This window comes from Shewanella sp. 2_MG-2023 (assembly GCF_030548905.1).
GTDB lineage: Bacteria > Pseudomonadota > Gammaproteobacteria > Enterobacterales > Shewanellaceae > Shewanella > Shewanella electrodiphila.
This window is the reverse complement of sequence record NZ_JAUOSO010000011.1, coordinates 71,262-88,994: the sequence shown is the minus strand read 5'-3', so window position 1 is coordinate 88,994 and position 17,733 is coordinate 71,262. Positions and strand designations below refer to the sequence as shown.

The 17,733-nt window shown below is 39.1% G+C and carries 17 protein-coding genes; 13 read left to right on the top strand and 4 right to left on the bottom strand.

Annotation, left to right across the window (positions count from 1 at the left end; all coding sequences use genetic code 11):
• Window positions 1-176: 176 nt before the first annotated feature.
• A complete protein-coding gene (locus tag Q4600_RS12425; RefSeq protein WP_303516605.1) occupies window positions 177-1,055 on the top strand; it encodes a LysR family transcriptional regulator in 879 nt (292 codons plus the stop codon).
• Window positions 1,056-1,230: 175 nt separating this feature from the next.
• Here the strand turns inward: Q4600_RS12425 and Q4600_RS12420 are convergent, their stop codons facing one another.
• Entirely contained in the window at window positions 1,231-2,130 is a 900-nt protein-coding gene (locus tag Q4600_RS12420; protein WP_303516602.1) for a TIGR01777 family oxidoreductase, read from the bottom strand.
• 529 nt (window positions 2,131-2,659) lie between these two features.
• On the opposite strand from Q4600_RS12420, the gene Q4600_RS12415 reads away from it, so the two are divergent.
• The 9 genes from Q4600_RS12415 to Q4600_RS12375 all read left to right on the top strand — a co-directional run bounded on the left by Q4600_RS12415 (window position 2,660) and on the right by Q4600_RS12375 (window position 12,140).
• Window positions 2,660-3,841, top strand: a complete 1,182-nt coding sequence (locus tag Q4600_RS12415) for an AI-2E family transporter (protein ID WP_303516600.1) — start codon at window positions 2,660-2,662, stop codon at window positions 3,839-3,841.
• Between the two features lie 53 nt (window positions 3,842-3,894).
• Entirely contained in the window at window positions 3,895-4,824 is a 930-nt protein-coding gene (locus Q4600_RS12410; RefSeq protein ID WP_303516598.1) for a class I SAM-dependent methyltransferase, read from the top strand.
• A gap of 536 nt (window positions 4,825-5,360) precedes the next feature.
• A complete protein-coding gene (locus Q4600_RS12405) occupies window positions 5,361-5,519 on the top strand; it encodes a periplasmic nitrate reductase, NapE protein (RefSeq protein ID WP_102528770.1) in 159 nt (52 codons plus the stop codon).
• A 39-nt stretch (window positions 5,520-5,558) separates the two neighbouring features.
• Window positions 5,559-5,819, top strand: a complete 261-nt coding sequence (locus Q4600_RS12400) for a chaperone NapD (protein ID WP_102528769.1) — start codon at window positions 5,559-5,561, stop codon at window positions 5,817-5,819.
• Window positions 5,820-5,821: 2 nt separating this feature from the next.
• Window positions 5,822-8,311 (top strand): nitrate reductase catalytic subunit NapA, encoded by a 2,490-nt coding sequence (gene napA / locus Q4600_RS12395; protein ID WP_229368468.1) that lies wholly within the window; start codon window positions 5,822-5,824, stop codon window positions 8,309-8,311.
• Window positions 8,312-8,322: 11 nt separating this feature from the next.
• A complete protein-coding gene (locus tag Q4600_RS12390) occupies window positions 8,323-8,793 on the top strand; it encodes a nitrate reductase cytochrome c-type subunit (protein ID WP_102528768.1) in 471 nt (156 codons plus the stop codon).
• A gap of 8 nt (window positions 8,794-8,801) precedes the next feature.
• Window positions 8,802-9,401: a cytochrome c3 family protein gene (locus Q4600_RS12385; protein WP_229368403.1), complete on the top strand. Its 600-nt coding sequence runs from the start codon at window positions 8,802-8,804 to the stop codon at window positions 9,399-9,401.
• Window positions 9,402-9,574: 173 nt separating this feature from the next.
• Window positions 9,575-11,413 (top strand): ABC transporter substrate-binding protein, encoded by a 1,839-nt coding sequence (locus Q4600_RS12380; protein ID WP_303516593.1) that lies wholly within the window; start codon window positions 9,575-9,577, stop codon window positions 11,411-11,413.
• On the top strand, window positions 11,403-12,140 hold the full coding sequence (locus Q4600_RS12375; protein WP_303516591.1) for an ABC transporter substrate-binding protein: 738 nt from the start codon (window positions 11,403-11,405) through the stop codon (window positions 12,138-12,140). The genes Q4600_RS12380 and Q4600_RS12375 overlap by 11 nt, the downstream gene beginning before the upstream one ends.
• 21 nt (window positions 12,141-12,161) lie before the next feature.
• Here the strand turns inward: Q4600_RS12375 and Q4600_RS12370 are convergent, their stop codons facing one another.
• A complete protein-coding gene (locus tag Q4600_RS12370) occupies window positions 12,162-12,581 on the bottom strand; it encodes a hypothetical protein (RefSeq protein ID WP_229368400.1) in 420 nt (139 codons plus the stop codon).
• A 437-nt stretch (window positions 12,582-13,018) separates the two neighbouring features.
• On the opposite strand from Q4600_RS12370, the gene Q4600_RS12365 reads away from it, so the two are divergent.
• Window positions 13,019-13,324 (top strand): hypothetical protein, encoded by a 306-nt coding sequence (locus tag Q4600_RS12365; protein WP_102528317.1) that lies wholly within the window; start codon window positions 13,019-13,021, stop codon window positions 13,322-13,324.
• Here the strand turns inward: Q4600_RS12365 and Q4600_RS12360 are convergent.
• On the bottom strand, window positions 13,321-14,322 hold the full coding sequence (locus Q4600_RS12360) for a D-alanine--D-alanine ligase (protein ID WP_229368399.1): 1,002 nt from the start codon (window positions 14,320-14,322) through the stop codon (window positions 13,321-13,323). The genes Q4600_RS12365 and Q4600_RS12360 overlap by 4 nt on opposite strands.
• A gap of 318 nt (window positions 14,323-14,640) precedes the next feature.
• On the bottom strand, window positions 14,641-15,726 hold the full coding sequence (locus tag Q4600_RS12355; RefSeq protein ID WP_303516588.1) for an acyltransferase: 1,086 nt from the start codon (window positions 15,724-15,726) through the stop codon (window positions 14,641-14,643).
• A 246-nt stretch (window positions 15,727-15,972) separates the two neighbouring features.
• Between Q4600_RS12355 and Q4600_RS12350 the strand changes: the two genes are divergently transcribed.
• Together Q4600_RS12350 and prpB are read left to right on the top strand one after the other, a co-directional pair.
• A complete protein-coding gene (locus tag Q4600_RS12350; protein WP_102528320.1) occupies window positions 15,973-16,647 on the top strand; it encodes a GntR family transcriptional regulator in 675 nt (224 codons plus the stop codon).
• 138 nt (window positions 16,648-16,785) lie between these two features.
• Window positions 16,786-17,664: a methylisocitrate lyase gene (gene prpB / locus Q4600_RS12345; protein ID WP_229368396.1), complete on the top strand. Its 879-nt coding sequence runs from the start codon at window positions 16,786-16,788 to the stop codon at window positions 17,662-17,664.
• Window positions 17,665-17,733: the final 69 nt, after the last annotated feature.

Here is a 17,733-nt window from a genome sequence, read left to right as displayed (position 1 = left end):
GATGACTAATTTAGCTTGTTGAACTTATCATATTCATCCGTTAATTAAATGCCGTTAAGTCAGCTTAACGGCATTTTTGTATCTATATTTATCAAGAATGCAATTTATAATAATTTATTGTTATATGGTATTGTCGTTATAGTAGCGGCATTGTCAGATACGACTCAGTGGATTTTATGATTAATCAAAAATGGCTAACGACCTTCCTTAAACTTGCTGAAGTCGGGCATTTTACTCAAACGGCAGAACAATTGTTTATGACCCAACCCGGTGTTAGTCAACATGTTCAGAAGTTAGAACAGCAGTTAAATGTGCAACTTATTCAGCGCTTTGGTAAAAGGTTTGAGCTTACAGATGCTGGCATGCAACTACAGCAATATGGCGAGCAAGCGTTAAAACAACAAGAGCAGTTCCTCAGTGATATTCAACTGGATTCACCTTTTATAGGAGAATGTCGCTTTGGTTGTTCAGGCTCTCTTGCTTTGTGGCTGTATCCACACTTTATCGATTACCAGATATTGCATCCTGAGTTATCTGTGTCAATAGAAGCTGGGCCGAATAAAAGAGTGATTGAGCAAGTATTTAATAACGATATCGACATTGGTATCGTGACTCAGTTTGTCTCTAATCCTGAGTTGGAAGTGACGCCAATAGGTGATGATAACTTTTGTTTAATTGTGCCTGCGGCTTATAAAGACAATGAAATTTCATTTGAACAACTCATCTCACTGGGGCTGATTTCTCACCCAGATGCCAAACATTACCTACAGTTATTGATCAACAGTAATTTTAAAACTGAGCAAGCTGGTAGCATTCCAATTGCAAGCTATGTCAATCAGTTAAATCAAATTTTACTTCCGGTTGCAAAAGGTCTTGGATTTACCGTATTACCAGAGTTTGCGGTAAACAGTTTTAGTCAACCAGAATGTATTTTTGTGGCCAAGTTAACTCATCAAGTTAAAGAGCCACTGTTTATGATCCGCAAAAAATTTCGTCCATTACCTAAACGTTATGATTGGTTTATTGAAACCACGACAGCGTTAGTGAACAAGTGAGTTATTGATATATTTCTACATTGATATACTGATATGGTTTGGTATAGCTTCTGATATACGAGGCTGTAAACGAAAAGTTATTGGATTAGTATGGTAATGGAAAGCGCAATCAATGGGTTTAATAACCATTGATTGCCTTAGCGTTATAGTGAACTCTTTAAAGCGTTTATCGACCTTAAGCTTTAAGTATCGAATCTAGTGCGGGTGAGATATCTGGGTATTTATAGTTAAAACCTGATGCCAATGTTCTTTTAGGCAGTACAAATTGACCTTCTACAATTAAATCAGCCATTTCCCCCATAGCAAGTCTTAGTGCAATGACAGGAGTCGGAATGCAGGCAGGACGGTTCAAGCTTGAGCCAATGGATTCGGCGAATTGCTTATGGTTTACTGGATTAGGCGCTGTTGCATTAAATACCCCATGGGCTTGTTCTGTTGTCAGTAAATGCAAAATTAATTGAGTTAAATCGTCAATGTGTATCCAACTAACACCATGTACCCCTTTGCCAATAGGACCGCCCAAACCCAACTTAAATGGCGGTAACATCTTAGCTAATGCGCCGCCATTTTTACCCAGCACAATCCCAATTCTGATCACACAAACTCGCGTTTTCTCAGATTGTGCTTTTAAGGCAAGGTGCTCCCATTCACTGCAAACTTGATGGCTAAATTCATCGTGAGCTTGGCTATCTTCATCTACAGGGATAGTACCTTGTCGTCCGTAAAAACCAATCGCAGATGCACTAATAAAGCTTGCTGGTGGCGTGTCACTTTGTTTAATTAACTGAGTTAGCAATGCGGTGATATTCCAGCGACTGTCGCAAATTTGCTGTTTTTGTTGGTTACTCCATCTTTTACCTACAATAGGCTCGCCAGCAAGATTTATCACACTATCAAAGTCATTTAAGTTTTTTAGTTGATTGAGGTTATCTAAATACTGATGTTCAGCACCTAAAGTCTGTGTTGCTTGGGTGATATTTCGAGTCACAATGGTGAGCTGATGCGATTGTTGGCTTAATAGTGCGACTAGCTGTTTACCGACAAACCCAGTTGCACCTGTTATTAATATTTTCATATTCTCACCACTTTAAAATGTCAGTTGAAACTACAGCTCAGTTGTTAAAAATCAATAAAACTCACTCTTTTACACAGTTTGATACGATATAAAAGCATCAGTAGATCAGCTGTCATGCAAATCTTATAAACCTCTACTTATAAAACTCTACTTATAAACCTCTAAGGGTAATAAGGTTTACTAAACGCATTTCTACCTCATTGGCTTCGTATTTAGTATTGGTTCAGTTAATCTAAGTTAAACTCACGACAGAAGTGTCGCTGTAATGTGATTATTCTTTGTGAAGCACATTTAATAAAATAGCCGTAATATAGTCATTCATAGACTAATGATTGTGAGTATAATGCGTAAGTTATTATTATTGTGCTAGTTTAATAGTAGATTTAATCATCAGGATTAATGCAAACGTCTTTTAATCCATTTTAAAACAACATTAAGTGTCTTGTGTTTTCCATCATGCTTCTAAATCGAGCTTATAAATACATGCGCACTTCTATGTGATATTCCAATAATACCAAAGGGTTTAAATATGAGTGGCGGCAATTCTTCATCGATGGCGTTTCGTGGTTTCGCTATCATGGCGTGTTTAGTGGTGATTTTAGCGGGAATTAAAACAGCAAGCCCCATTGTCGTGCCGTTTGTATTATCTGCATTTTTAGCCGTAATCTGTAATCCAGCGATTCAATTCATGACACGCTATCGTGTACCTAAATGGCTTTCTGTTATTTTATTGATGATGTTTATTGTCATGATGGGGCTATGGCTTGCGAGTTTGGTAGGGAGTTCGATAAACGAGTTCTCTCAACAAATGCCATTCTATCGTCAACAATTAATTGAGCAGTTTTCTTGGGTGTTAGAAAAACTCAATTCAATGAATATCAATATTTCGAAAGACAAAGTTCTTGAATATTTTGACCCAGGTATGGCGTTGAGCATGACAACTAATATGTTGTCTGGTGTTGGCAATGTGATGGCCAACTTATTCTTAATCATTCTGACTATTATCTTTATGTTATTTGAAGCTCAGTCTTTACCAAAGAAGCTGCATTTTGCTTTAGATGATCCAGATATGCGCCTAAAGCAAATCGATAAATTTTTACATTCTGTAAATCAATACATGGTGATAAAAACGTTAGTGAGTATCGCTACGGGTATTATCATTGGCATTGGCTTATCTATTATTGGTGTCGATTACGCTTTGTTGTGGGCTGTAGTGGCTTTCTTATTCAACTATATTCCGAATATCGGCTCAATCATTGCGGCTATTCCGGCGGTATTATTAGCGTTTATTCAAATGGGTCCAGGTGCTGCAGGGGTAACTGCACTTTTATATCTTGGGACTAATACGGTTATGGGCAACGCTGTCGAACCGAGATTCATGGGGAGAGGCCTAGGTTTATCGACATTAGTGGTATTCCTGTCGTTGATCTTTTGGGGCTGGTTACTAGGCTCTGTTGGTATGCTGCTATCTGTACCGTTAACCATGGTTGTCAAAATTGCACTTGAGTCCAGTGAAGACGGTAAATGGTTTGCTATTTTACTTTCTGATGAAGTGTCTACTGATACAGTGGCAAGTGATTATGTGGCAAATGATTATGTAGCAAGTGAAAGCCAGACTGATAAAAACGACTCAGCTGATGGCATAGATTTAAACTCTGACTCATCCGAATTGCAACAAGCAGAAGCTGTTAAGACGGCTGAAAAATCTTAAACAGCAAAACGTCGATAAATTAATTAAATAATTGAATATTGTGAAAGTAAAAAATGAATTTTGATAGTGATGAATTTCCACTTGGGCAATCACTTGCCCAAGTACAATTAACTGATGAACTTAGCCGCATTTTCCATGGCCGAGGCGGTCGTTTTGCAGGTTTAGAGCACCTATGTTTGGATTGGTTTAAGCCTGTACTGTTATTAACCAGCTTTAAAGAGCTGTCTGAAGGTGAGCGCTTAATGTTGACTGATGCCGTTGCAGCTGTTTGGCAACAACATCATAGTGAATTGAGCTTTAACTTGGTATTCCAATACCGTAATGCAGGTAAAACGGTTACTGAAATTGTGGCAGGTGAAGTGCCTGAAAAGCACATTGTCTCAGAAAATGGCGCAGATTTTTTAGTGCATCTGTTGCGTGGTCAAAACCACGGTATTTTTCTTGATATGGCTAATGGACGTCGCTGGGTTAAGGAGCATGCAAAAGATAAAAAAGTATTAAACCTTTTTGCATATACTTGCGCATTCTCAGTGGTTGGTTTACAAGGCGGCGCTACCGAAGTTGTTAACATGGATATGAGTAAAGGCGCACTGAGCATTGGCAAACAAAATCATTTGCTTAACGGATTTGAATCAGGGGCCAGATTTTTAGGTCATGATATTTTTAGGTCATGGGGCAAGTTAACTAAATTAGGCCCTTATGATTTAATTGTTGCCGATCCACCGAGTAATCAAAAAGGCAGTTTTGTTGCAACTAAAGACTATGTAAGACTTTTACGTAGGCTACCTGAGTTACTTGCTGTAGATGGTGAGGTGCTGCTGTGTTTGAATGCGCCTGAATTGGGTTGTGATTTTTTGATGCAACAGGTTGCTGAAACCGCGCCAAGTTTGACATTTGTTGAGCGTATTGAAAATCCACCAGTCTTTGCTGATATCGATGAGCAGAAGTCGCTAAAAGTACTTCGATATCGTGTTAATCCGTAATTATAATTATCAATAAACTGGAAATTTAACAGCACAATTGAATATATATTCAGTTGTGCTTTTTTATGAAAATACGTTTACTTGTCGTTTAATTTTGAACCAAAGCAATTGAACTAAAGCAATTGAACCAAAGCAAGCGAGTTCAAGCTGCGTAAATGGAAATCGCTGAAGCTTTAAACACTCAAAATAACTCTTTTTACTCTCCTATATTAGCAAATTACAACTTAACAAGTTGATAACTTCTCTGGAAGCGACTATATATACTTAAGTATTATATTCTGATTTGAACAAACCTTTGTGATTGTTGTAAGCATGCTAATGCTTTTCCCTTCCATCAGTTCTAGTTGAATAAGTCAAAAAGATACCTTTGTATTGCAAGTGTTTAATCTGTTTTTATGATCTAGATCAACAAAGATACGTTTTACCAATTTGTGAGTATATAGTTTAGTCTTTGATTAAAGATAAAATTCTCGCAAATCTTAGTATGTAACAACTAAGTTACATCACTTTTATTCTAAACCTCTACTGGAGGCTCCATGAGTACAGATCCGCAAAGCGAAAAAAGCCTGGAATTTAAGATTTTTATCTTCTTGACGGTTTTTTTAGCGCCAATCTTATCGGCACTATTAGTCAGTGCACTCGGTTTTACCATATGGTTCAGTCAAATCCTTTCAGGCCCACCGGGTGCTGGTTAGCCATTAATTAATAACAAAAATAAAAGAGAAGTATTCTTGATGAGCAAAAAAGAAATTCATGTAACCAGCCTAATCGTCCAAGTCCATCCTGATCAAATGGGTGATGTGCGTGAAAAGATTATGGCGATGGAAAATGCTGAACTATCAGTAAACAACGAAATGAAGATTGTAGTGGTGATTGAAGGACCGACTCAGCGTTCTTTAATGGATGACATCTCTACCATAAATGCTATCCCTGGTGTGTTAACAGCCACTATGGTTTATCACCAAAGCGAAGAGCTAGAAGAGGGTGAAGAATGAGTATGAACAGACGTGAATTTATGAAAGCCAATGCTGCTATAGCAGCAGCTGGCGTAGCCGGTATGGCATTACCTGCAACAGCAAGTAACCTGATTACGAGTTCAGAGCAGACAAAATTAGAGTGGAATAAAGCGCCTTGTCGTTTTTGTGGTACGGGCTGTTCAGTTATCGTAGCCACCAGAGACGGTAAAGTGGTTGCTACTCATGGCGATGCAAAAAGTGAAGTTAACAAAGGCCTTAACTGTGTCAAAGGTTACTTCCTTTCAAAAATTATGTACGGCCGTGATCGCCTGCAAACCCCGATGTTACGTATGACTGACGGCAAATACGACAAAAATGGTGAATTTACCCCAGTTAGCTGGGATATGGCGTTCGACACCATGGCTGAAAAATGGAAAAAGACCATTAAAGCTAAAGGGCCGACTGCAGTAGGTATGTTTGGTTCGGGCCAATGGACCGTTTGGGAAGGTTATGCAGCCGTTAAGCTGATGAAGGCGGGTTTTGGTTCAAATAATATTGACCCTAATGCGCGTCACTGTATGGCATCAGCGGTAGGTGGGTTCATGCGTACCTTTGGTATTGATGAGCCAATGGGCTGTTACGATGATATGGAAGCGGCTGACGCATTTGTATTATGGGGCTCAAACATGGCTGAAATGCATCCCATTCTTTGGACTCGCGTTACTGACCGCCGTTTAAGTGCACCACATGTAAAAGTGGCAGTACTGTCGACTTTCCAACATCGTTCATTTGATTTGGCTGATTTACCGATTGTATTTACCCCGCAAACAGATTTAGCAATGCTTAACTTTATTGCGAATTACATTATTCAAAATGACAAAGTCGACAAAGACTTTATCAGTAAGCATGTTAATTTCCGTAAAGGTGAAACGGATATTGGTTACGGTTTACGTGCATCACACCCGTTGCAGAAAAAAGCCAAGAATGTTGATACTGCTGGTGATTCAACCCCAATCGATTTTGAAGAATTCAAAAAGTTTGTTGCTGATTACGATGTTGAAAGTGTCAGTAAATTATCGGGTGTGCCAGAGCATAAACTGATTGAACTTGCTGAGTTATACGCTGATCCTAAGAAGAAAGTCACTTCATTCTGGACCATGGGCTTTAACCAGCACACACGTGGTGTGTGGTGTAACAACCTGATTTATAACATTCACTTGTTAGTCGGTAAGATTTCGACGCCAGGTAACAGTCCTTTCTCGTTAACCGGTCAGCCTTCTGCATGTGGTACCGCTCGTGAAGTGGGTACATTCTCACATCGTTTACCTGCAGATATGGTTGTGACTAATCCTAAGCACCGTAAGCTTGCGGAAGATATTTGGAATATTCCAAGTGGCATTATCCCACCTAAACCGGGCTATCACGCTGTTGAGCAAAATCGACGTCTTAAAGATGGAGATTTAAACTGTTATTGGGTGCAAGTGAATAACAATATGCAGGCTGCTGCGAACATGAATGAAGAAGGCTTACCGGGCTACCGTAACCCTGACAACTTCATTGTGGTGTCAGATGCATACCCAACAGTCACGACTCAAGCGGGTGATTTGATTCTTCCTTCTGCCATGTGGGTAGAGAAAGAAGGGGCATATGGTAACGCTGAACGTCGTACTCAGTTCTGGCATCAAATGGTTCAAGCTCCAGGCGAGTCAATGTCTGACTTATGGCAGTTGATGGAATTTTCTAAGCGTTTTACGACTGACGAAGTGTGGTCAAAAGATGTGCTTGATGCTAACCCTGAGTTTAAAGGAAAAACGTTATTTGAAGTCCTTTACCAAAATGGCAACGTAGAGAAATTCCCGTTAAGTGACACTGATCCTAAGTTTATGAATAACGAAGCTAAGCACTTTGGCTTCTATGTTCAAAAAGGGTTATTTGAAGAATATGCTGAATTTGGCCGTGGTCATGGTCATGATTTAGCTGACTTTGATCGCTATCATACTGAGCATGGTCTTCGCTGGCCTGTGGTTGATGGTAAAGAAACTAAATGGCGTTTCCGAGAAGGTGCTGATCCTTATGTTAAAGCCGGTAAAGGATTCGAGTTCTACGGTAAGCCAGATGGAAAAGCAGTGATTTTTGCCTTGCCATATGAGCCAGCGCCTGAAATGCCAGATGAAGAATTTGATATTTGGTTATCCACAGGACGCGTATTAGAACATTGGCACTCAGGTTCAATGACTCAACGTGTTCCTGAGCTTTATAAAGCCTTCCCTGATGCTGTGTGTTTCATGCATCCAGATGATGCTAAAAAGCGTGGTTTACGTCGAGGTGATGAAGTTAAAGTCATTTCACGTCGTGGTGAGATTAAAACCCGCGTTGAAACTAGAGGTCGTAACAAGCCGCCTGTTGGATTGGTTTTCGTACCATGGTTTGATGCTAGCCAGCTGATTAATAAAGTTACACTTGATGCGACAGATCCATTGTCGAAACAAACTGACTTTAAAAAGTGTGCGGTTAAAATTGTCAAAGCCTAAGGAGAACGACCATGAAAGCAGGTAAAATTTTATCAATGATTGCGTTATTGGGCTTCTCTTTTAGTTTGATGGCTGCATCAGTACCTGAAGAAAAAATTGCCACGTTGCGTTTAGCACCAATTGAAGTTGAGCCAACACCGCCAGCGATGCAAAAGGTGATTAACTCTGACGTAAAACAGGTGCGCAATTATCCAATGCAACCACCGGTTATTCCGCATCGCATTGATGGTTACCAGATTGATTTGAAAGTAAACAAATGTATGCAGTGCCATGCGCGTAATAGTACTGGGCACTCACAAGCACCTATGGTGAGTGTGACGCATTATATGGATAGAGAAAATAACTTCTTGGCATCTTTATCGCCGCGTCGTTATTACTGTACTCAATGCCATGTATCTCAATTAGATGCCAAGATACTTGTCGAGAATGATTTCGTTGATGTTAAAGAGTTAATGAAACATTCTTCAACAACTGAGCACTAGGAGCGTTTATGATTTCAAAATTACTAGAAAACCTGAAGTTAATTTGGAAGGTACTTAATCGTCCAAGTGTTCACTACAGTCTAGGTTTTCTAACTCTTGGTGGCTTTGTTGCTGGTGTGATTTTCTGGGGGGGCTTTAACACTGCCTTAGAAGTAACTAACCAAGAACAGTTTTGTATTGGTTGCCATGAGATGGAAAATAACGTTTACGAAGAGCTAAAAACGACCATTCATTTCACTAACCGAAGTGGTGTGCGCGCTACGTGTCCTGATTGTCATGTTCCCCATAATTGGACTGATAAAATTGCCCGTAAAATGCAAGCATCTAAAGAGGTTTGGGGTAAGGTATTTGGCACCATTAATACTCGTGAAAAGTTTGAAGCTAAACGTCGCCACCTGGCCGAGAATGAGTGGAATAGATTAAAAGCGAATGATTCATTAGAGTGTCGTAATTGTCATAACTTCGACTACATGGATTTTACGCGTCAATCTAAACGTGCATCACAAATGCATTCAACTTCACTCGCCAGTGGTGAGAAAACCTGTATTGATTGTCATAAAGGTATTGCACATCAATTACCTGACATGGCAGGCGTAGAAGGTTTTTAAATAAATTTAACGTTAAAATTTTATCTTAACTAGATTTTAAATTAACAATAAAAGGCCAGCATTAGCTGGCCTTTTTCATACATATAGGGCTATATTAAATAGATAAATAATTCAGTAGTAATAAAGACTTAATTTGGCTAACTTATCTTGAATCGAACACTGAAGCAGGATGCATGCAGAAATTGATACCATTATTGAACACTAGTATTGTAATCATCACTAAAGTCTTACTGAGAGTTGTAGTCTCAGTCACGCTTAGTACGGCTGTTGTCGCTACTACTGTTAGTGCTGCCGAACCTCAAATATTTGATAAAGCTGATCCTCAAGGCAAACTTCTCGTAAACTCGCAGCTTGACCATACTCAACAAGATACCTATGAACAGCAGCTTAACCCTCAGCAGCTTCAATGGCTAAAATCTGAATTTCAACCATCTACTTTATCTTTAGCTGAACAGAAACAAGAGATGCTGTGGTTTCAGCATAAAGCACAAGCTTTTAAGGGAATGGAAATTCGGGTGGTGTCGGAGCGAATAAATACTCATCAATACGAAGCCAATGTGCTAGCTAAAGCTTTCTTCGACATTACAGGTATTCACGTTATTCATGAGTTGACCAATGAAGATGATGTGATTAAAAAGTTTTCAGCTCAATTGATGACAGGTCAGCGACTTTATGATGCTTACATCAGTGATAGTGATCTAATTGGCAGTCACTTTAGGCAGCAGCATGTAATGTCGATTACTGATCTAATCAATCATCACGCAAAAGATTTCACCTTACCAACGCTCGATTTAAGCGACTTCATTGGGCTTGCTTTTACTACAGGACCTGACGGGAAAATTTATCAACTACCTGATCAGCAGTTTGCAAACTTATATTGGTATAGGAGTGATTGGTTTGCTAATTCAGATTATCAAAAGCGATTTGAATCAAAATATGGTTACCCCTTAGGAATTCCTCAGAACTGGCAAGCCTATGAAGATATTGCCAACTTTTTTACCAATGATATTGGCGAAATCGCAGGTACCAAAGTATATGGTCATATGGATTACGCTAAATCTGATCCTTCTTTAGGGTGGCGTATTTCGGATGCATGGTTGTCTATGGCTGGAGTAGGTGACAAAGGCTTACCTAATGGACTTCCTGTAGATGAGTGGGGCATCCGTGTTGAAGATTGCCGTCCAGTGGGCGCTAGTGTTGAGCGAGGTGGAGCACTAAATAGTCCAGCAGCGATTTATGCCATAGAGAAGTATAAAGAGTGGCTAATAAAATACGCGCCTCCTGAAGCGAAACAGTTAACGTTCTCAGAGTCTGGGGATTGGGCTGCCAAAGGCAATATTGCCCAACAAATATTTTGGTATACCGCCTTTGTGCCAGATTACACAAAAAAGGGTTTATCGGTGATGAATAATGATGGCACCCCTAAGTGGCGTGTTGCACCTTCACCTGTAGGCAAGTATTGGCAAAAAGGCATGAAATCAGGTTATCAAGATACTGGTGCTTGGACTTTTTTAAATCACACTCCAGATGAAAATCAAATTGCAGCTTGGCTATATGCACAGTTTGTTGTGTCTAAAACGGTTTCATTAAAGAAAACGTTAGTCGGCGCAACGCCAATACGTCAATCGGACATCGCATCAGATATTATGACTGAACAAGCTCCTTATCTTGGTGGGCTAGTAGAGTTTTATCGAAGCCATGCAAGGGATGTTTGGACACCAACAGGCACCAATGTGCCAGATTACCCCGGTATGGCAGGTTATTGGTGGCAAGCTATTAGTCTTATTATTGAAGGTGAGCTATCTGTTACTGATGGAATGAATGCTTTAGCTGAGCAAATAGATCAGCATTTAATTCGTTTGCAAGATCAAGATTTAATTTGCGGGCCAAAAGTGAATAAGCAGGTAAAACCTTCTATTTGGTTAAATAAACCTGGCTCGCCAAAGCAGTTAATGCCAGAAGAAGTAAAAGGGAAAAGCTTACCTTTTGAGGAGGCAATAAATGCTTGGTAAAAAGCTAGCTTATTTATTGTTGTGTGTTTGGTATTTATCAATCAATGCTGTCACTTCTGTATCTGCTTCTGAAATCACAGTATATACCTATCAGCACGTACCTTTTGCAGAGCAAACTGATGCTCATCATCAAGGCATGATTATTGACATCATTGATGAGTTATTTACTCGTGCAAATATGGAATACAAAGTGATATTTAACCCACTTAAACGTGGTTTAACGATGACCGCAAGAGACCAAAATGTTTGTGTGTTACCTATAGTTCGCACCCAACAGATAGAAAGTGAATATCGCTGGGTTGGACCTATTTTAATTTCAAGATATGGTTTATTCAGTGCGAAAAGTAAATCAATCCCTTTGGTAACGCTTCAAGATGCTAAGCATTTGTCTATCGGCACTTATTTAGGCAGTGGCATTAGTGAATATTTAGATTCGTTTCGTTACCAGGTTCAGCTTACAAACGAAGATGGATTAAATATTAAGAAACTTGATAGAGGCCGAATTGACCTATGGGCCGCGGAGTTGATTAGTGCTAAGGCATTAATGACGCAATCAAAAACGCAATTAGGTGAACCTGAACTTATATTCCACACATCTTTACGGGCTATGGCGTGTAATGAGGCTTTAGATGTATCTAAACATCAGGCGTTGGTCAATGCACTAAATGAAATGTATCAAGATGGCTTTATGGCGAAAATCAATTTAGCCTACGGAGCTTCCCTGTAGGTAGGCCATGGGGGTATTACTCTAGAACGTTATACGTGAGTATTTATAAGTAGATTTTCCAAAATCTGCCATTAGTTGTTGATGCATTTCTACTTTTTTTGAAGGTACTAATAACACATCATTGTCATTTTTAAGAATAGTCATTGGTGATAATGCTCTTCTTAAGAATCCGGAATCTCCTTCTGGTAAAAATGATATCTTATCATCTACTTTTGACCAAGCACCGTTAGAATAACTAGCGATCCCAATCGGACCTTCAAGATTTGACTCGTAACGTCCATCTTCATGTAGAATTAAATGAATGTTATTACCAAATCCATCGTTGTTAAAATATTTCCCGCTGACCATAGATGTGTCTATTTCTTGACGATTATCTGAAGATTGGAAACTACTACACCCAATTAAACTAAGCATCAGAATTAAACAAAATTGCTTATACATTTTATTTCCTAATTTTTGAACAATTTAAAATTGAGCTTATGCATTATGTCAATTTTATGTGGCACTTTCGTTGCAACTGAATACTCTATTGATTTAATGTTAAAATCAAGTGTTAAGTCATTTTTTTGACAAATAGTGTGATATTGACGTCATTGTGATATTAGTTGCTACTTGTTATTTTAAGTGGTTGATAATATTGTTATTGGTAAGTCTTGGAACTTCAGTTTTTTAAATTAAAACGATGAATGTCTTAAAAAATTCATCTAAAAACCTCTCTTGATATAGTTCGAAAGTACTAATTCACTATTGGTTTAGTCTATAAATAGTCTTCACTAGCTTTGACTATTTTATAACAAGCTATACTTATCATATTCAGCCAGCTCTCAACGGATGAGATATCCGCTGATAACAATATGAGCTTTGTTTGGAGGGGTATTATGTCTATGGTGAGTTCTAAAGATTTTGCTAATTGGCTTAAGCTGCAATTTGATCAATTAGAGTCTGGTGTCAGTTTAACAAGAGAAGATATTAATCAATTAACAGGAAGACAAGGCTTCTCGTTGGTGTTTATCAATGATATTCATTATGAGTTGATGCAGCACGGTATTGCGTTTGTGACAGACACATACAGGCAGCATTTTTATATGGTAAAAGTGCAGGATAACCCTTGGCGAGATGAATTAGAAAATGCTGGCCATCAGCAAACATTTTCCAATATCATTTCTATTAATATGTCGCGCTAAAGCTGACTTTCGATGTTATCTACAAGGTAAGCGGTAAAATCCTCACCGTGATTTTGGAGCATTTTGGGGAACATCGAAATAGGAGTAGAGCCAGGGAAGGTATTAATTTCGTTTAACAAAATCTCATTTTTATCAGTCAAAAAGAAATCAATTCTTGATAAGTGTCTTAACTTCATCCCTTTAAATGCTTTAATCGCATACTCTCTGATTTGCTCTGCCACTTCTTTAGATAAGTTTTGGGCCACAACATCGGTTCTGGCTTTGCTACTGGCATTATACTTTTCTTCAAAAGTGTAAAACGTATTGCTGGCGCAAATAATTTCCCCTGGCAGTGTGGCAATCACTTTTCCTTGATACTCATACACCGCAACTTCTAATTCTCGAGCAACAATGGTTTTTTCAACCACCACTGAGGGTGCGAAACTGAATGCGTCTTTTAAAACTTGCTCAACTTGCGACACATTATCCACTTTGTAGCAGCCAACAGATGAACCTTGAGATGCCGCTTTTACAAATACCGAACCCCACTCATTGAGTGCCGTTTGAGTCTGCTCAATGGCATCTTGGTTCATATCATTTAGGAAGATATATGGCGTGTTAGGAATACCGAGCGCTGTGAACCACATTTTGGCGGTGATTTTATTAAAGCAGTTGCTTGATGCTTCAGATTCACAGCCAAAATAAGGCAGTTGAATAAGATTAAAATACGATTGAATATCACCGGTTTCACCTGGGAAACCATGAATACAAGGAATAGCATAATCAACAGGCCAAGCGGGTTTGTTTTGGTCATCAAAACGCACTTCACGGCGACTGGTTAACTCGCAGCGGTGACCATCTTGATCAAAGTAATGGCCATTACCATCAAGCTCTAGTCTCAGTAGGTTTATTCTATCTGACTTAGCTAATGACGATTCAAAATAGTTTGCTGACAATACTGAAACGTCATGTTCAGCGCTGCCGCCGCCGCAGATTAGAAGTACATTGATAATTGTCATAAAGCCCCGAGAGAAGTTGACCGTGTAAAACTGGTTTGTCGTGTACTCATGATAATGAACTGAGAAGGTTTAGTGCAAGCAAGGTTTTAGATAACTGCTTATCAAATCAACAATCGCAGTCATTAATTCTTACACAGGGGTCATAAATTGTTATACGGGATTCAGTGAGCTTCAAGGAGTAAAATAAAAAGCCTTATTATTCATAACAAGGCTTAGTTTTTGCGCTAGCTGTCTTTACGAGATACTTTTTATGAAATGCTCGTTAATAGGTGCTTTTTATTAGATTAAAACACGTAATGAAACTGCGATTGATGACACTTACCAACCGATAATATAGCGACTTTTCTTGCTCAATATTGTCTTAATGGCGGTAGCGATAAAGTATGAAACGATTATTACTCCCATCGTAACGACTAATGTCGTAAGCAAGTTGCCACTTCCTTCAAAACCGAAAATATCTGGACTGTTATATATCATCCACCAAGGCGTTGTTATCCAAGGGTGGATGAAATATATGGCAAAGCTGACCTCTGCTAATTTTTGTAGGGGTTTAATACTGATATGTTCAAACTTATTCAAAATGGCCAATATCACAAATGTGAGCAACATTTTTTGTGGCAACATTAAATCCGGAACAGTGAACTCTAGCGCCGCTTTATTAAGGGTGCCGGCACCAAACCAATGAGCTTGTGCAACAGCGAACCCAATGGCTAACAGCAGCATAACTACCCAGTACTTATCGATGAATGGGAAAAGTTTGTCTCGATGAGCTGAACCCCAAACACCCAATAAATAAACAGGTAAAAAATAAAAAAGTGATTGTATAGCATTGAGGTTTGATTCAGGTCGGTGAATTAACATCGCAATAATAAACAGTGGTACAGCAACTATCAGAAGGTGCTGGCGTTTAATTAAATGCATGACCCATGGCGAAAGGGCAAATAACATCATTCCCATTGGGATATACCAGTAAGCTGTTAGGGTCCTCCCTGTGATGACATACCAGCTTGCTGCTACTGCAGGCTTTTCAATGTCGGCATACATCACATGTAGCGCTGGATCAGTACCTACCGTCAAATGCCAGAATATCCAAGGTAGCGATAACAGTATGTATGGTAAAAAGACAAATTTGGTTTTGTTCTTCATATATTTTTTATAGTCCCAACGGTGATAAAACACGTGATGGAATAAAAAACCAGAAATAAACACAAAAAATACTGTGCCATTCATCATTAAGTTGAACCAAGCTTTATCTGCAAGGGTTTCAACTTCCCAACCTGCAGGCCTATAACAATGAGCCATAACAATAAAAATAATCGCTATACCACGAAAATGATTAATGCTGTTTAAAAAGCCTTTTTTTTCTGCAGGATTTACCCTTGGTGACTCAGCGCTATCTGACATATTAAGCCTTGATTCTATTATTATTTAGTTAGAAATATCAGTGTTACTCCATTGTGCTTTTATTGTTAATAAATAACAACTATTAACCTTGCTTGTTTGAATCCTCTTATGCTCATTCGAAATGTATTGGAATCTTGACGTGCACGTTAGACCTTTGTCGACAATGTGTAGGTTTTATATTGACCATACTCATAAATAAGCCTATATTGTCGACAATTATTCGAAGTGGAGTTCAATCATATTCCAATGACATTCTTTAACGAACAGCCAATAACTGCAGCAGATAAGACTTTCTTTGAATTACGCAAAGATATTGTTGAAGGTGAGATTCATGCGGGTTCAAAGCTTAGTGAAACTGAGCTGTCGACAAAGTATCAAGTCAGTAGAGCTATCATTCGTGAGGCGATCAATCGCTTAGAGTCATGTCATTTGGTGGAACGTAAAGCTAATGTTGGCGCTAGAGTTGTGGCGTTAACGCCTGAAGGCTTAATTGAACTGTATCAAGTTCGAGAATCTTTAGAAGGCATGGCAGCAAGATTGGCAGCTAAGAATATGACAGAGTCTGAGATTGCAGATTTAAATGGATTACTTAACCGTCATTTTGATGAAGTTCAAACAGGCGAGTCCTATTACCAAGAAGCGGGTGATGTCGATTTTCATTACCGCATCATAATTGGCAGCAAAAACAAGCACCTCATTACAGTTCTTCTTGAAGGTATGTATCACCTTATTCGTATGTATCGCGTACAACTCGGTATGGCGGGGCCAAGAGTCACAACCGCATTTGATGAGCATAAACATATCGTTAAAGCGATTTCGAATCGTGATGAAGAGCTGGCAGAAATGCTAATGCGTCGTCATATCATGTACTCGAAAGCAAATATCGAAACCAAGTTAGAAACCAAATTAGTTATCAACTAGAAAGTAGCTATCAACTAAAAAGTAGCTATCAACTAGAAGTAACAATTAATAAATATATTACGAACAGTAAATAGTAAAAAGAATAATCAACCAGTTAGCAATTCATACTGCTTAAAGCATAAAAAAGAGAGGGAAGTCATGAGCGCAGGCAAAAAATTTCGTCAAGCACTAGCTGACAATAAACCATTACAAATTGTCGGTACTATCAATGCTTATTCTGCAATGATGGCAAAGCAAATTGGTCATCAAGCCATTTATCTTTCGGGTGGCGGCGTAGCAAATGCATCATACGGATTACCAGATCTAGGAATGACGTCACTCAATGATGTCATTGTTGATGTACAACGTATTACATCAGCATGTGATTTGCCTTTGATGGTTGATATTGATACTGGTTGGGGCGGTGCTTTCAATATCGCTAAAACCATTCGCGATATGGAAAAAGCCGGCGCAGCAGCAGTGCACATGGAAGATCAAGTGGCGCAAAAACGTTGCGGTCATCGCCCGAATAAAGAAATCGTGTCAACTGATGAAATGGTCGATCGCATTAAAGCAGCAGTTGATGCGCGTATTGACCCAGATTTTTTCATCATGGCACGTACAGACTCATTTGCTCAAGAAGGCTTAGAAGCTGCAATCGCTCGTGCTAAAGCTTATGTTGCAGCGGGTGCTGACGGCATTTTTGCTGAAGCGGTTAAAACTGAAGAACATTATCGTGCATTTTCTGAAGCATTAGATGTGCCGATTTTGGCCAATATCACTGAGTTTGGTCAAACAGAACTTTGGAACAAAGAGCAGCTAGGTGAGTGGGGCGCTGACATGGTGCTTTACCCATTAAGTGCATTTCGTGCGATGAATAAAGCAGCTGAACATGTTTACAGCGCAATATTAAAAGATGGCGATCAAAAAGCCGTTGTCGACACGATGCAAACCCGCATGGATTTGTACGATTACTTGGGTTACCACGATTACGAGCAAAAGCTAGATAGCTTATTTGCTGAAGGCAAAAACAAGTAAACGTGAGTTATTTATAAAATATCTCCAATTGTGAGTGTGTCTGTATGAAAAATGCACAAATATTGTTTT

Bases quoted from the DNA above. Each gene is read 5' to 3' on its own strand.
- Q4600_RS12350 (WP_102528320.1), top strand. From the start codon at position 15,973: ATGACATTCTTTAACGAACAGCCAATAACTGCAGCAGATAAGACTTTC.
- Q4600_RS12390 (WP_102528768.1), top strand. From the start codon at position 8,323: ATGAAAGCAGGTAAAATTTTATCAATGATTGCGTTATTGGGCTTCTCT.
- napA (WP_229368468.1), top strand. From the start codon at position 5,822: ATGAACAGACGTGAATTTATGAAAGCCAATGCTGCTATAGCAGCAGCT.
- Q4600_RS12415 (WP_303516600.1), top strand. From the start codon at position 2,660: ATGAGTGGCGGCAATTCTTCATCGATGGCGTTTCGTGGTTTCGCTATC.
- Q4600_RS12370 (WP_229368400.1), bottom strand. From the start codon at position 12,581: ATGTATAAGCAATTTTGTTTAATTCTGATGCTTAGTTTAATTGGGTGT.
- Q4600_RS12380 (WP_303516593.1), top strand. From the start codon at position 9,575: ATGCAGAAATTGATACCATTATTGAACACTAGTATTGTAATCATCACT.
- Q4600_RS12360 (WP_229368399.1), bottom strand. From the start codon at position 14,322: ATGACAATTATCAATGTACTTCTAATCTGCGGCGGCGGCAGCGCTGAA.
- Q4600_RS12420 (WP_303516602.1), bottom strand. From the start codon at position 2,130: ATGAAAATATTAATAACAGGTGCAACTGGGTTTGTCGGTAAACAGCTA.
- Q4600_RS12405 (WP_102528770.1), top strand. From the start codon at position 5,361: ATGAGTACAGATCCGCAAAGCGAAAAAAGCCTGGAATTTAAGATTTTT.
- Q4600_RS12425 (WP_303516605.1), top strand. From the start codon at position 177: ATGATTAATCAAAAATGGCTAACGACCTTCCTTAAACTTGCTGAAGTC.
- Q4600_RS12365 (WP_102528317.1), top strand. From the start codon at position 13,019: ATGTCTATGGTGAGTTCTAAAGATTTTGCTAATTGGCTTAAGCTGCAA.
- Q4600_RS12385 (WP_229368403.1), top strand. From the start codon at position 8,802: ATGATTTCAAAATTACTAGAAAACCTGAAGTTAATTTGGAAGGTACTT.
- prpB (WP_229368396.1), top strand. From the start codon at position 16,786: ATGAGCGCAGGCAAAAAATTTCGTCAAGCACTAGCTGACAATAAACCA.
- Q4600_RS12410 (WP_303516598.1), top strand. From the start codon at position 3,895: ATGAATTTTGATAGTGATGAATTTCCACTTGGGCAATCACTTGCCCAA.
- Q4600_RS12355 (WP_303516588.1), bottom strand. From the start codon at position 15,726: ATGTCAGATAGCGCTGAGTCACCAAGGGTAAATCCTGCAGAAAAAAAA.
- Q4600_RS12400 (WP_102528769.1), top strand. From the start codon at position 5,559: ATGAGCAAAAAAGAAATTCATGTAACCAGCCTAATCGTCCAAGTCCAT.
- Q4600_RS12375 (WP_303516591.1), top strand. From the start codon at position 11,403: ATGCTTGGTAAAAAGCTAGCTTATTTATTGTTGTGTGTTTGGTATTTA.